Origin of the sequence: Caulobacter sp. SLTY (assembly GCF_009905535.1) — a bacterium.
Taxonomy (GTDB): domain Bacteria; phylum Pseudomonadota; class Alphaproteobacteria; order Caulobacterales; family Caulobacteraceae; genus Caulobacter.
This window is the reverse complement of record NZ_JAAALA010000034.1, coordinates 14,332-26,631: the sequence shown is the minus strand read 5'-3', so window position 1 is coordinate 26,631 and position 12,300 is coordinate 14,332. Positions and strand designations below refer to the sequence as shown.

Sequence of the window (12,300 nt, the reverse complement as noted above, 5' to 3'; positions counted from 1 at the left end):
CGCCGGTGGTACGCGCCGGCCGAGTCACCCGTCTTCCGTATAGCAAAGCAGGGTCAGCCCCGATAACAGCGCCAGCAAGGGTGGAGCCCAGGCCGCCAGCATGGCCGGTATGATCTCCGCCTTCCCAAGCGCTATGCACATTTGGTTGAAGAAGAAGAAGGCGAAACCAAGGACCACCCCCGAGCCCGCCAGCGCGGGCAGTCCGCCAAGCCGCATCAGCCGCAGCGAGAAGGCCGCCGCCAGCACCGACATGGCCGAGAATAGCAGCGGCGTGGCCAAGAGCTGTTGCAGGCGCAGGCGTTGGGGCAGGGCCGAGAATCCGGCCTTTTCAGCGCTGGCGATCGTGGTCGGCAGGCGCCAGAAGGCGATGGCCTCGGGTGTGGTGAACCGCTCGATGGCGTCCTGGTCGTCCAGGGTCGAGGGGATGGTCAGGAATTCCGACCGCACGGACCCCGCCCCAGGCGTGGCCTCGCGGACATCGGTCAGGCGCCAGTAGCCGGGCATCAGCCGCGCCTCGGCGGCCTCGACCCGGCGCGAGAACTCCAGCCCGCCGTCGGAGGAGACGCGGTAGATGAACATCGAGACGGTCTTCAGCCGAACGACGCCGCCGACCTCGTCATGGCTGCGGGCGCGGATGACCACCTGGGACGTGGCGTCGGTCTGGCGCAGCCAGGTCTCCTTGGGAGCGCCGGCCAGATAGTCGTCCATCACCGCCGTGCGGGTCTGTTCGAAGCGGACGTTCATCCAGGCCGCCATGGGGTTCAGCACCGCCACGGTCAGAGCCCCGACCACGAAGGCGGCGGCGGCGGCGGGCAGGATGAACCGCCAGGCCGAGACGCCGGCGGCCCGCATGGCGATCAACTCGCTGCGCCGATTGAGGCCGACGAAGGCCGCCAGGGTGCCGAACAGGAAGGCGAAGGGCAGCAGGGTAAGGATGGTCGACGGCGCCTTGAGCAGGGTCAGCCACAGCAGGGCGACGAACCCGGCGTCGGCCCGGCCGCCGACGTTGCGCGACACGTCCACAAAATCGATCAGCAGGATCACCGCGGCGATGATCGCCAGCGCCCCGGCCACCGAGGTCAGGGTGCGGTTGAGGACGTACAGTTCGAGGCGGCCAGGGAACAGTCTCATGCGCCGGCTTCCCCAAGCACAGGTTTGGCCGGCGGCCTGGGCATGCGCATGAAGGGGATCCAGGCGCGCCAGCCGGTGCGGTTCTCAACCGGGCGGAAGATCTGGTCGAAGCCCCAGGCCATGGCGGCCAGCGGGATCAGGTATTGCAGCACATTGAGCTCGGGGCTGTCTTCGCAAGCGGCCTGGACCGCGAAGCCGAGGATGCGGACGAGGGCGGCGCTGGCCCCGACAAGGGCGATCCGCTTGCCATAGCCCATGCGGCTGAACCCGGCGCCGACCACGGCGGCCAGAGCCATGGCCATGAAGGCCAGGGCGTAGAGCGGGGAGGCGAGGCGGGAGTTGCCCTCGGCCAGCATCCGGCCGCGGTTCTTACGCTCATATTCCTGGCTGAGGTCCGGGTAGAACAGCTCGTGCAGGTAGCGGTCGGAGGCCTTGAAGCGAATGGACTCTCGGGTGTTCAGGTATGGCTTCAGGTCGAGGGCGTATTCCTCGAAGGTCAGGTAGTTGAGCACGCCGCGCTCGGAGAATTCCTGGGTCGATCCCTGGCGCATCAGCAGGATCGGGGAGTCGTTGCGAAACACCACCCGGCCCTGTTTGGCGGTGTAGGTGGTAGCCTGGCCTTCCTCGGTCATCTGGTGGATGAAGAGGTTGTGGATGGCGCCGTCGCTGTCCACCGTCTGGCCATAGACGGTCAGCCGCGGGGCCGGATCGGTGAACTGGCCCTCGACGACCAGCATGGCGGCCAGGTCGGTCTTGGCCTGGAAGATCAGGGTCCGGTATTGGCGATAGGCGGCCGGCTGGATCCAAAGGTTGATAACAAGGCAGACGAGGGTGGCCAGCACCGCCAGCTTCACAGCCGGCGAGATCACCCGCCAGCGGCTCATCCCGCCCGCGTAGCAGACCACCAGTTCCTGGTCCCCCTGAAGCTTGTTCAGCGCCACCAGGGCGGCGACCAACACGGCGATGGGGATGATCAGGTTGGCCAGCTGCGGCATCGCCAGCACGATGATCTGGAGATAGATCCAGGCGCTCTGCCGCTGCTCGATGATGATCCCCAGCTGACCCAGGCTCTGGCTCAACAGGCCGACAGCCGCCAGCGCCGCCGTCGCCAGCAGCGTGGGCCATAGGAGCTGGCGGAAGAGGTAGCGTTCGATCAGGCGCATGAGTCTTTGGTCGGCCGGCCTCTGTCGGGCCGTCGGAGGGTTGTTAGTAGTGCGCGCCGCGCGCGAACGGAATAGCGGGGACGGTTGAAATTCCTCCCCCGTGTCGCGCGAGGGAGGATTTGCGGCGCCCCAAGGAAAGGCCTATTCCGCCAACCAAAGCATTTGAGGAGCGCTTCATGCGTATCGAGTTCGTCAGCATCGACCGCGCCAATCCGCCGTCCGACGGCGCGGTGGCCACCGTAGTTGTCGAGGGGGGCAAGCTTTCGACCGGGGCGGAGTTGCTGGACAAGGTGGCCGGCGGGGCGCTGGGCCGGGCGGTTGCGGCCGGGCGGTTCAAGGGCGCGAAGGGTACAAACCTGGAGCTGGTGGCGCCGGCCGGGCTGGAAGGCGCCCGGATCGCCATGGTCGGGGTTTCCGACAAGGGGTGGGACGGCGATGCGGCCGAGGACTTCGGCGCGTCGGCCTATGCGGCGGTGAAGACCAGCGGGGCGGCGACCCTGACCCTGCTGCTGGCCGATGCCAGCGGCGAGGAGGGCGCGCGCGCGGCCTTCGGCGCCACCCTGGCCAGCTATCGGTTCGACAAGTACCGCACAACGGAGAAACCCGAGAAGAAGCCGTCGGTGGAGACGGTGCGGGTGGCGGTGGACGATCCGGCTGCCGCCGAGGCGGCCTGGGCCACCTGGAAGAGCCTGGCAGAGGCCATCTTCTTCAGCCGCGACTTGGTTTCCGAGCCGCCGAACGTCCTCTATCCGGAAAGCTACGCCCAGCGGATCAAGGCGCTGGAATCGATGGGGCTGGAGGTCGAAATCCTCGGTGAGGCCGAGATGGCCAAGCTGGGCATGGGCTCGCTGCTCGGCGTCGGCCAGGGCAGCCGCCGCGACAGCCAACTGGTGGTGATCCAGTGGAAGGGCGGCGGCGACGCGCAGCCCATCGCCTTCGTCGGCAAGGGCGTGACCTTCGACACCGGCGGCATCTCCATCAAGCCGGCCGACGGCATGGAAGACATGAAGTGGGACATGGGCGGTTCGGCCGCCGTGGCCGGACTGATGCACGCGCTGGCGGGCCGTAAGGCCAAGGCCAACGTGGTCGGCATCCTGGGCCTGGTCGAGAACATGCCGGACGGCAACGCCCAGCGACCGGGCGACGTGGTGACCAGCATGTCGGGCCAGACCATCGAGATCATCAACACCGACGCCGAGGGCCGGCTGGTGCTGGCCGACGCCCTTTGGTACTGCCAGGACCGGTTCAAGCCGAAGTTCATGGTCGACCTTGCCACCCTGACCGGGGCGATCATCATCTCGCTGGGCAACGACGTCAGCGGCCTGTTCAGCAACAATGACGAGCTGTCGGAGAACCTGTTGGCCGCTTCGAAGGCCACGGGTGAGCAGCTGTGGCGCATGCCGCTGCCGCCGGCCTACGAAAAGCAGATCGACAGCATGATCGCCGATGTGAAGAACACCGGGGGCCGGGCTGGCGGTTCGATCACCGCAGGCCTGTTCCTGCAGCGGTTCGTCAACAACACGCCCTGGGCCCACCTGGATATCGCCGGCACCGCCTGGAAGAAGCCGTCGACGGTTCCGACCATTCCGGACGGGGCGACGGGGTTTGGCGTGCGCCTGCTCGATCGGATGGTGGCGGACTCCTACGAGTCCTGATCTGATCCGAGAATGGCCGCGGCGTCCTGCGATGTCTGGTTCTACCACCTGGAGCGCTCGTCGCTCGATCAGGTGCTGCCCGAGCTGCTGGAGAAGACCCTGCAGCGAGGGTGGCGGGCGCTTGTCAGAAGCGCGGCGGCCGAACGGTTGGAGCAGCTCGATAACTTCCTGTGGACCTTCCGTGAGGACGGCTTTCTGCCGCATGGGCTGAGCAGCGAGCCGTTTGCCGACCACCAGCCCGTATTGCTGACCACCGGGAAGGCCAATCCCAACGCCGCCAACGCCCTGTTCCTCATCGACGGGGCGGCGCCGGGCGATCTGTCTCCGTTTGAACGGTGCATCGTGCTGTTCGATGGGCGGGACGATGAGGCCCTGGCGGGGGCTCGGGCGTTATGGAAATCTGTGAAGGCTCAGGGCTTGCCGGCATCCTACTGGCGCCAGGGCGAGCGGAAAGGTTGGGAGAAGCAGGCATGAGCGCGATCCGGATGACGTTGGCCGCCGTGGGGATGATGGGTCTGTTCGCCTGTGCGACGCCTGAGCCCGCGCCCGCCCCCGCGCCGCCGCCTCCGCCCAAGGCCGAGGCTCCGCCGCCACCGCCTCCCGCACCGAGAGACACCTGCGGCGCCGGCGAGCTTCAATACCTGGTCGGGCGGCCGAAGTCGGAAATCCCGATCCCGGTTGATCCCAGCAAGCGGCGGGTGGCCTGCACGACCTGTCCGGTAACGATGGACTACCGGGCGGACCGGCTGAACATCTTCTTTGATGCCGATACAGGCGTCGTCAAGGAAGTGAAGTGCGGGTAGCGGTTAGCTGCTGACGGCTTCAAGCGCCTCGGCGGCGGCCATCCAGGCCGCTTCCGCCTCATCGACTTGCGCCTGGATCTTGGAGCGCCGCTTGCCGAGGTCGGCGGCAGCGGTGGGATCGCGGACGTAGAGCGCGGGATCGGCCAGCTTCTGGTCGATTTCGGCCAGAGTCTTGGTGACCCGAGCGAGCGTTTCCTCAGCGGCGGTGAGCTTGCGCTTGAGAGGCCCTGCCATCGCGGCCGGATCCCGGCCGGTCGGCACGGGCGCCTTGCTGTTGACCGCCTTGGCTTCCGGTTCCCGGACCTGGCTCGGCGCCCGAGCCGCGACGCGCGCGCGGTCTAGGACGAACTTGGCGTAGTCGTCCATGTCGCCGTCGAAGGGCTTCACCCCGCCATCGGCGGCCAGCCACAGCCGGTCGGCGACCAGCTCCATCAGCGAGCGGTCGTGGGTGATCAGGATGACGGCGCCCTCATAGTCGTTCAGGGCGTCGAGCAGGGCGCGGCGGCTGTCGATGTCGAGGTGGTTGGTCGGTTCGTCGAGGATCAGCAGGTGAGGCGCTTCCATCGCCACCATGTTGAGCAGCAGGCGGGCGCGCTCGCCGCCGGACAGGTTGGCGACGGTGGTTTCCGACTTCTCATAGCCGATGCCCCATTGGGCCAGTTTGGACCGGCGCTGGCTTTCGCTGCTCTCGGGCAGGGCGCGGCGGATGATGTCCATCGGGGTGTCGACCGGGTCGAGGGCCTCGATCTGGTGTTGATGGAACCAGCCGACCTTGATGCGGCGGTCGCGGTGCAGGTCGCCCGACTGGATAGGCAGGGCGCCGGCGATCATCTTGGCGAAGGTCGACTTGCCGGCGCCGTTGACGCCCAGGAGGCCGATACGGTCATCGACATCCATCCGCAGGTTGAGATTGCGCAGGATCGGCGGGCCGCCGTAGCCGACGGTGGCGTTGTCCAGCCGCACCAGCGGCGGCGCCAGCGGACGGACCGGGGAGGGGATGGTGAACGGGGCGGTGCGGTCCTCGATGGTCATGGTCACCGGGGGCAGCTTCTGCAGCATCTTCAGGCGCGACTGGGCCTGGGTGGCCTTGGAGGCCTTGGCGCGGAAGCGGTCGACGAAGGCCTGCATATGGGCGCGCTTGGCTTCGATCTTGCCGCGCATGGCTTCGGCGAGGCGGGCCTTTTCGGCGCGTTGTTCTTCGAAGCTGTCATAGCCGCCGGTGTAGAGGTCCAGCTTGCCCTCGCGAACATGCAGGATGTAACCGACGGAATTATTGAGCAATTCCCGGTCGTGGCTGATGATCAGGGCGGTGTGCGGGTACTTCTTCAACCGGGCCTCGAGCCAGAGGGCGCCTTCCAGGTCGAGGTAGTTGGTCGGCTCATCGAGCAGCAGCAGGTCGGGCTCGGAGAACAGCGCCGCGGCCAGGGCCACCCGCATCCGCCAGCCGCCGGAGAACTCGGCCATAGGCCGCGACAGGTCCTCGTTGCTGAAGCCGAGACCAGAGAGGATTTCCGAAGCCCGCGAGGGCGCGGAGTCGGCGTCGATCTCGATCAGCCGGCCCCAGATGTCGCCCATCTCCTCCGGGTCGGCGGTTTCCAGCCGGGTCAGCAGGCTGTGACGCTCTTCATCGGCCTCGAGCACGGTGTCGAGCAAGGAGACGGGCGTGGCCGGATGCTCCTGCGCCACGGTGCCGATGCGGGCGGCCTTGGGGATCTTGATCTCGTCGTCCCCGGCATGCAGCTCGCCGAGGATCAGCTTGAACAGGGTCGACTTGCCGATGCCGTTGCGGCCGACCAAGCCGACCTTGCCGCCGGTCGGAAGAGTCACGGTCGCCTTGTCGAAGAAGCGACGGCCCCAGGCGTTGAAGGTGAGTTCGTTGATCTGGAGCATGAAACGCTTGGGAGGTGTTGGCGGACGGGAGGGTCGCCGCTATAAGCCCGCGACCTCCCAAATCCCACCTCTTTGTAGGGCTGAAGAAACTAAGCCATGACCGAACGCACCTTTTCCATCATCAAGCCGGACGCCACCGAGAAGAACCTGACCGGCGCCGTGAACGCCGTCATCGAAGCGGCCGGCCTGCGCATCGTCGCCCAGAAGCGCATCAAGCTGAGCCAGGCCCAGGCCGAGAAGTTCTACGAGATCCACAAGGAGCGCCCGTTCTTCGGCGAGCTGGTCGAGTTCATGACCCGCGCTCCGGTGGTCGTGCAGGTTCTGGAAGGCGACAACGCTGTGGCCCGCTACCGCGAAGTCATGGGCGCCACCAACCCGGCCCAGGCCGCCGAAGGCACCATCCGCAAGCTCTACGCCGACAGCGTCGGTGAGAACTCGGTGCACGGCTCGGACAGCCTGGACAACGCCAAGATCGAGATCGCTCAGTTCTTCACCGACGACGAGATCGTCGGCTAAGCCTAAGCGGTTTCAACGGAATGGGGCCGGCGGAGCGATCCGCCGGCCCTTTTCTTTGCCCGTTAGGCGGGCGCAAAGGCTTTGCCCGCTATCAGCCGTTGCGAAGCCAGGGGGAAGACTATGCGTTGGGTGGCGTTGACGATCGCGGCGGCTGTGTTGGCCGGATGCGGCATGAGCGACCTGGCCAAGCGGCCGGACAACCTGTCGAAGGCCGTGGCCGCCTATCGTGCCGGCGATATTTCGGGGCTGCAGGCCTTGGAAGACGAGGCGGACGGGATCGCCGTGGCCGAACTCGCCGCGAAGGACGGGGACGATCCCTGTACCGACCAAGGCATGAAGGCGGTCAAGGCGGTGGCCGTGAGCTACATCATCGGCAAGATCAACAACGCCACGGTGGTGTCGATGTCGCCGGAGGCCCGCTACCTTTATCTGCAGCACCTGGCGCAGGGCGGCATCACAAAGTCCGAGGTGCCGGCCACCATCCGGGTCTGCAAGGACGACCAGAACAGCCTTCGGGCCATGCGGGACATCATGTCGGCCATGAGCGTGGCGCATGTGATGGCCTCTGGCATGGAGAGGTGGGACGTCGACCTGGAGGCGCAGTACGGGTCCGAGTATCGCCCCCGGATGGCGGCCGCGCAGATGACCCTGGCGCGCAACGGCGTGCTGGGCCGCGACGCCGAGATCATGTGGGCGACGCGACGTATCCGCTGAGCGCCGCCGGGTAGAGCTGGTGCTCTGCCACCAGGACCCGGGCGGCCAGGGTCTCCGGTGAGTCTCCGGCCTCGACCGGAATCTTCGCCTGGGCGATCACCGGGCCTTCATCGACCCCGATCGTGACAAGGTGCACGGAACATCCGTGTTCGACTTCACCCCCCTCTATGGCGCGGCGGTGGGTGTCCAGGCCCGGGTATTTGGGCAGCAGGGAGGGATGAATGTTGACCATTCGCCCGGCCCAGGCCTCGACCAGGAAGGGCGTCAGCAGGCGCATATAGCCGGCCAGGGCCACGTACTCGCAGCCGGACCGGCGGAGGGCGGCGTCGAGGGCCCGTTCATGGGCCTCGCGGTCCTTGCCGAAGGGGGCGTGGTCGACAGCGAGGACGGGGACGCCGAGAGTCTTGGCGCGATCCAGGCCAGCGGCGTCCGGGCGGTTGGAGATGACCACGGCCACCTCGTAGTTGCAGTCGGGCGCCTCGGTGGCGCGGATCAGGGCTTCCATGTTGGAGCCCTGACCAGAGATCAGGATGCCGACCCGCTTTCGGATCATCCCTTGGCGAGCTCGCCGCAGACGAAGGCGTCCTCTCCCGCGTCGAGCAGGGCGCCCAGCACCTCGGCCGCCTTGTCCTTGGCGACGATCAGCAGCAGGCCGACGCCGCAGTTGAAGGTGCGGCGCAGCTCATGATCGTCGATCCCGCCTTCGCGCTGCAGCCAGTCGAACACCGGCGGCAGGGGCCAGGCGTTCCAGTCGAAGCGCGGGACCAGCCCCTCGCCGATGGCGCGCGGCGGGTTCTCGATCAGCCCGCCGCCGGTGATATGGGCGACGCCCTTGACCTGGCCGGCCTTCAGCAGCGGGTGGACCGACTTCACATAGATGCGGGTCGGGGCCATCAGGGCCTCGGCCAGCGTGCCGTCGCCGAACGGGCAGGGGGCGTTCCAGGCCAGGCCCGAGCGCTCGACCACCTTGCGGACCAGGGAGTAGCCGTTGCTGTGCGGGCCGCTGGAGCCGAGGCCGATCAGCACATCGCCGGCCCGTTGCTCATCCAGGCGCGGCAGGACGCCGTCGCGGTTCACAGCGCCGACGGTGAAGCCGGCGAGGTCGTAGTCGCCTTCGGAGTACATCCCCGGCATCTCGGCGGTTTCGCCGCCGACAAGGGCGCAGCCGGCCAGTTTGCAGCCCTCGGCGATGCCGGCGACCACGCTCGTGGCCGTGGCCACGTCCAGCTTGCCGGTGGCGTAGTAGTCGAGGAACAGCAGCGGCTCGGCGCCCTGGGCCAGGAGGTCGTTGACGCACATGGCCACTAGGTCGATGCCGACCTGGCCGTGCAGGCCGGTCTCGATGGCGATCTTCAGCTTGGTGCCCACCCCGTCGGTGGTGCTGACCAGCAGCGGGTCGTCGTAGCCGGCCGCCTTGAGGTCGAACAGGGCCCCGAAACCGCCCAGCCCGCCGGTCACGCCAGGCCGCGCCGTGGCCTTGGCCAGGGGCTTGATCGCCTCGACCAGGGCGGCGCCCGCATCGATGTCGACGCCGGCTTGCGCGTAGGTGAGGCCGTTGGGACGGTCGGTCATGGCGCTTTCCGGATCACGTGAGGGCGAGAATCAGGCCTTGGGCGCGTCTGAAAGCTTGCAGACTCGCCTATGGCCGGGGCTATAGCTGCCGGATGACGCCTATTTCAACCACCGCCGACCTTGCGGCGTTCTGTAATCAGCTGAAGGGCCAGCCTTTCGTCGCCGTGGACACGGAGTTCATGCGCGAGACGACCTACTGGCCGAAGCTGTGCCTGATCCAGGCCGCCGCGCCCGGCGGCATAGAAGCCTGCATCGATCCGTTGGCCGATGGCCTGGACCTGAGCCCCTTCCTCGACATCCTGCGCGACGAGAGCATCCTGAAGGTGTTCCACGCCGCCCGCCAGGACGTGGAAATCTTCAACAACCTGGGGGCCATGCCCCGGCCGCTGTTCGACACCCAGATCGCCGGCATGGCGGCGGGCTTTGGCGAGCAGATCGCCTATGACGCCCTGGTCCGCCAGATGCTGAAGATCGAGCTCGACAAGTCGAGCCGCTTCACCGACTGGAGCCGCCGGCCGCTGAGCGACAACCAGCTGACCTACGCCCTGGCCGATGTCACCCACCTGGCCCGCCTGTTCCCCATCCTGCGCGGCAGCCTGGAGAAGGCCGGCCGCCTCGCCTGGGTCGAGGAGGAGATGGAGGCGCTGGTCGATCCGGACCTCTACGACGTCAACCCGGACAACGCCTGGAAGCGGTTGCGCCCGCGCAAGCACGCCGCCAAATACATGGCGGTGTTCAAGGCCGTGGCCGCCTGGCGCGAACGGACGGCTCAGACGCGTGACCAGCCCCGCGGTCGTATCCTCAAGGACGACGCCATCGACGAACTGGCCAGCCAGGCGCCGACCGACGCGGCGGCCATGGACCGGCTGCGCGGCGTGCCCAAGGGCTTTTCCGGCAGCAAGTTCGGGCCCGACCTGATGGCCGCCATCCGCGAGGCGCTCAAGGACCCTGAGGCCTACGCCCCGGTGGTCGAGCGTGAAAAGCCCAGCCACAACCCCGCCGCCGGCGCGGTTGTCGAGCTGCTCAAGGTGTTGCTCAAGGCCCGGGCGGAGGACGCCGGCGTGGCATCCAAGCTGATCGCCACCGTCTCCGACCTCGAGAAGATCGCGAACGACGACAAGGCCGACGTCGGCGCCTTGACCGGCTGGCGCAAGGACGCCTTCGGGGCCGACGCCCTGAAGCTCAAGCGTGGCGAACTGGCCCTGGTGCTGGACGGCACGCGGGTGCGGGTGGTCGAGGTGCGCCGGGCGCCGAAGCAGGCGGCGGCGGAGTAGGGCGATCTTTCGCTTTGGCCCGGTCGATCTGACTAACGGCGCCGACGCCGACGCCCTGTTCGCCATCTACGAGGCCTCGATCCCGGCCCGCGAGCGGCGCACGCGCGCGGCCGTGACCGAACTGGCCCGGTGTGGCCGCTATCGTATCCACGGCGCCTGGCGCGACGGGGCGCTGGTCGCGGCGGCGGTGATCTTTGATTGCGCTGGCGCCGAAATCTCGCTGCTCGACTACCTGTTTTCGCGCGAGGACATGCGGGGATCGGGTCTGGGCGCGGCGCTGTTCGGCGCGGTGGCGGCTGACTTGGACAAGCGCAGGCTGCTGGTCGAGGTCGATTCCGACCGCGAGGCCGCCGCCGATCAGGCGATCCGGCGGCGGCGGAAGGACTTCTACCGGCGGCTGGGCTGCCGGCAGCTGGTGGGCTTGCCTTACATCCTGCCGTTGCCGGGCGAGGGCGATCCGCCGCTGATGGACCTGCTGGTGCTCGGTGAAATGCGGAGAGCCGTGCCGACCGGCGAGGTTCGCCACTGGCTGCTCACCATGATTAGTGAGGCCTATCCAGACGTCCCGGCCGAGGCGCTTGTCGCGCGGATGGTCGGGAATCTTGGGCCGTCAATCGCTCTGGAAGCCTAAAGTCCCTGCGTCGCGACGGCTCGCAAGGCTTGCGTTCGGACGGCGAAAGGTGATTCACAGTCCTTCCAAGCAACCGCCGCCAGAGCGAACCTTAGAGACCTTCATGTCCAAACCCCGCACCACCGCCATCATCTACGATTTCGACGGCACCCTGGCCCGCGGCAACATGCAGGAGACCAGCTTCATCCCGGCGCTGGGTATGACGCCGAAGCAGTTCTGGAACGACACGGTGCGCCCGCAGACCATCAAGTCCGATGGGGACGACATCCTGATGTACATGCAGCTGATGCTGCAGACGGCGCGCAAGGCCGGCCTCACCGTCACCCGAGAGATGCTGCGCGAGCACGGCAAGGACGTTCTGCTGTTCGACGGGCTGCGCGACATGAGCTGGTTCGACCGGATCAATACCTTCGGCGCCAACTACGGCCTGGACGTGAAGCACTACATCCTGTCGTCCGGCCTGCAGGAAATGGTCGAGGGCTGCCCCATCTACCCGGCCTTCGAGCACGTCTTCGCCAGCCACTACGTCTACAATGAGGATGGTGAGGCAGAGTGGCCGGCGGTGGGCATCAACTACACCACCAAGACCCAGTATCTGTTCCGCATCAACAAGGGTGTGCACAACAACTGGGAGCACGAGAAGATCAACCGCTTCATGCCGGACGACGACCGCCCGGTGCCGTTTGAGCGGATGATCTTCGTCGGCGACGGGGACACCGACGTCCCGACCATGAAGATGATGCACACCAAGGGCGGCCACTCGATCGCCGTCTATGACCCGCGCACCGAGCCCAACGACCAGACCAAGCTTCACCGCCTGATCGCCGAGGACCGAGTGAACTTCGTTGCCGCCGCCAACTACACCGACGGCAGCGCCCTGGACCTGATCGTCAAAGGCATCCTCGGCCGCATCGCCATCCACGAGGGGACGATGCCGGCCGATTAGGCTGG

Annotated in this window: 13 protein-coding genes; 8 read left to right on the top strand and 5 right to left on the bottom strand. The window is 67.3% G+C overall.

Annotated elements, in window-relative coordinates:
- Window positions 1–24: 24 nt before the first annotated feature.
- Entirely contained in the window at window positions 25–1,131 is a 1,107-nt protein-coding gene (lptG, locus tag GVN21_RS17030; RefSeq protein WP_166575937.1) for an LPS export ABC transporter permease LptG, read from the bottom strand.
- Complete coding sequence (gene lptF / locus GVN21_RS17025) at window positions 1,128–2,294, bottom strand: LPS export ABC transporter permease LptF (protein ID WP_166575936.1); 1,167 nt, start codon at window positions 2,292–2,294, stop codon at window positions 1,128–1,130. Before lptF ends, lptG begins: the two co-directional genes overlap by 4 nt.
- 176 nt (window positions 2,295–2,470) lie before the next feature.
- On the opposite strand from lptF, the gene GVN21_RS17020 reads away from it, so the two are divergent.
- Genes GVN21_RS17020 through GVN21_RS17010 form a run of 3 tightly spaced genes read left to right on the top strand, consistent with a single transcriptional unit; the run spans window position 2,471 to window position 4,752 of the window.
- On the top strand, window positions 2,471–3,949 hold the full coding sequence (locus GVN21_RS17020; protein WP_166575935.1) for a leucyl aminopeptidase: 1,479 nt from the start codon (window positions 2,471–2,473) through the stop codon (window positions 3,947–3,949).
- Window positions 3,950–3,961: 12 nt separating this feature from the next.
- Window positions 3,962–4,423 (top strand): DNA polymerase III subunit chi, encoded by a 462-nt coding sequence (locus tag GVN21_RS17015; protein WP_166575934.1) that lies wholly within the window; start codon window positions 3,962–3,964, stop codon window positions 4,421–4,423.
- Window positions 4,420–4,752: a peptidase inhibitor I78 gene (locus GVN21_RS17010; protein ID WP_240902992.1), complete on the top strand. Its 333-nt coding sequence runs from the start codon at window positions 4,420–4,422 to the stop codon at window positions 4,750–4,752. Before GVN21_RS17015 ends, GVN21_RS17010 begins: the two co-directional genes overlap by 4 nt.
- A 3-nt stretch (window positions 4,753–4,755) precedes the next feature.
- Here the strand turns inward: GVN21_RS17010 and GVN21_RS17005 are convergent, their stop codons facing one another.
- Window positions 4,756–6,642 carry an ABC-F family ATP-binding cassette domain-containing protein gene (locus GVN21_RS17005; RefSeq protein ID WP_166575933.1) on the bottom strand — a complete coding sequence of 629 codons (1,887 nt, stop codon included), beginning with the start codon at window positions 6,640–6,642 and terminating at the stop codon, window positions 4,756–4,758.
- A 96-nt stretch (window positions 6,643–6,738) separates the two neighbouring features.
- Between GVN21_RS17005 and ndk the strand changes: the two genes are divergently transcribed.
- Together ndk and GVN21_RS16995 are read left to right on the top strand one after the other, a co-directional pair.
- Entirely contained in the window at window positions 6,739–7,158 is a 420-nt protein-coding gene (gene ndk / locus GVN21_RS17000; protein ID WP_166575932.1) for a nucleoside-diphosphate kinase, read from the top strand.
- A gap of 171 nt (window positions 7,159–7,329) precedes the next feature.
- The gene (locus GVN21_RS16995) at window positions 7,330–7,872 is read left to right on the top strand and encodes a hypothetical protein (RefSeq protein WP_166575931.1); all 543 of its coding nucleotides are present in this window, start codon (window positions 7,330–7,332) and stop codon (window positions 7,870–7,872) included.
- On the opposite strand, the gene purN is transcribed toward GVN21_RS16995, so the two are convergent.
- Both purN and purM read right to left on the bottom strand, forming a co-directional pair.
- Window positions 7,844–8,425 (bottom strand): phosphoribosylglycinamide formyltransferase, encoded by a 582-nt coding sequence (gene purN / locus GVN21_RS16990; RefSeq protein ID WP_166575930.1) that lies wholly within the window; start codon window positions 8,423–8,425, stop codon window positions 7,844–7,846. The two genes, GVN21_RS16995 and purN, sit on opposite strands and share 29 nt — an antisense overlap.
- Window positions 8,422–9,444 (bottom strand): phosphoribosylformylglycinamidine cyclo-ligase, encoded by a 1,023-nt coding sequence (gene purM / locus GVN21_RS16985; protein WP_166575929.1) that lies wholly within the window; start codon window positions 9,442–9,444, stop codon window positions 8,422–8,424. The genes purN and purM overlap by 4 nt, the downstream gene beginning before the upstream one ends.
- A gap of 92 nt (window positions 9,445–9,536) precedes the next feature.
- On the opposite strand from purM, the gene rnd reads away from it, so the two are divergent.
- From rnd to GVN21_RS16970, 3 genes are all read left to right on the top strand, one after another.
- Window positions 9,537–10,718 carry a ribonuclease D gene (rnd, locus tag GVN21_RS16980; RefSeq protein ID WP_166575928.1) on the top strand — a complete coding sequence of 394 codons (1,182 nt, stop codon included), beginning with the start codon at window positions 9,537–9,539 and terminating at the stop codon, window positions 10,716–10,718.
- A gap of 112 nt (window positions 10,719–10,830) precedes the next feature.
- On the top strand, window positions 10,831–11,349 hold the full coding sequence (locus GVN21_RS16975) for a GNAT family N-acetyltransferase (RefSeq protein ID WP_166575927.1): 519 nt from the start codon (window positions 10,831–10,833) through the stop codon (window positions 11,347–11,349).
- A gap of 103 nt (window positions 11,350–11,452) precedes the next feature.
- On the top strand, window positions 11,453–12,295 hold the full coding sequence (locus GVN21_RS16970; RefSeq protein WP_166575926.1) for an HAD family hydrolase: 843 nt from the start codon (window positions 11,453–11,455) through the stop codon (window positions 12,293–12,295).
- The last annotated feature ends 5 nt before the right edge of the window (window positions 12,296–12,300 follow it).

What these genes read in the sequence shown, in the direction of transcription:
- GVN21_RS17020 (WP_166575935.1), top strand. Translation starts at nt 2,471, where the DNA reads ATGCGTATCGAGTTCGTCAGCATCGACCGCGCCAATCCGCCGTCCGAC.
- purM (WP_166575929.1), bottom strand. Translation starts at nt 9,444, where the DNA reads ATGACCGACCGTCCCAACGGCCTCACCTACGCGCAAGCCGGCGTCGAC.
- lptF (WP_166575936.1), bottom strand. Translation starts at nt 2,294, where the DNA reads ATGCGCCTGATCGAACGCTACCTCTTCCGCCAGCTCCTATGGCCCACG.
- lptG (WP_166575937.1), bottom strand. Translation starts at nt 1,131, where the DNA reads ATGAGACTGTTCCCTGGCCGCCTCGAACTGTACGTCCTCAACCGCACC.
- GVN21_RS16995 (WP_166575931.1), top strand. Translation starts at nt 7,330, where the DNA reads ATGAGCGACCTGGCCAAGCGGCCGGACAACCTGTCGAAGGCCGTGGCC.
- rnd (WP_166575928.1), top strand. Translation starts at nt 9,537, where the DNA reads ATGACGCCTATTTCAACCACCGCCGACCTTGCGGCGTTCTGTAATCAG.
- ndk (WP_166575932.1), top strand. Translation starts at nt 6,739, where the DNA reads ATGACCGAACGCACCTTTTCCATCATCAAGCCGGACGCCACCGAGAAG.
- GVN21_RS17015 (WP_166575934.1), top strand. Translation starts at nt 3,962, where the DNA reads ATGGCCGCGGCGTCCTGCGATGTCTGGTTCTACCACCTGGAGCGCTCG.
- GVN21_RS17005 (WP_166575933.1), bottom strand. Translation starts at nt 6,642, where the DNA reads ATGCTCCAGATCAACGAACTCACCTTCAACGCCTGGGGCCGTCGCTTC.
- GVN21_RS16970 (WP_166575926.1), top strand. Translation starts at nt 11,453, where the DNA reads ATGTCCAAACCCCGCACCACCGCCATCATCTACGATTTCGACGGCACC.
- GVN21_RS17010 (WP_240902992.1), top strand. Translation starts at nt 4,420, where the DNA reads ATGAGCGCGATCCGGATGACGTTGGCCGCCGTGGGGATGATGGGTCTG.
- purN (WP_166575930.1), bottom strand. Translation starts at nt 8,425, where the DNA reads ATGATCCGAAAGCGGGTCGGCATCCTGATCTCTGGTCAGGGCTCCAAC.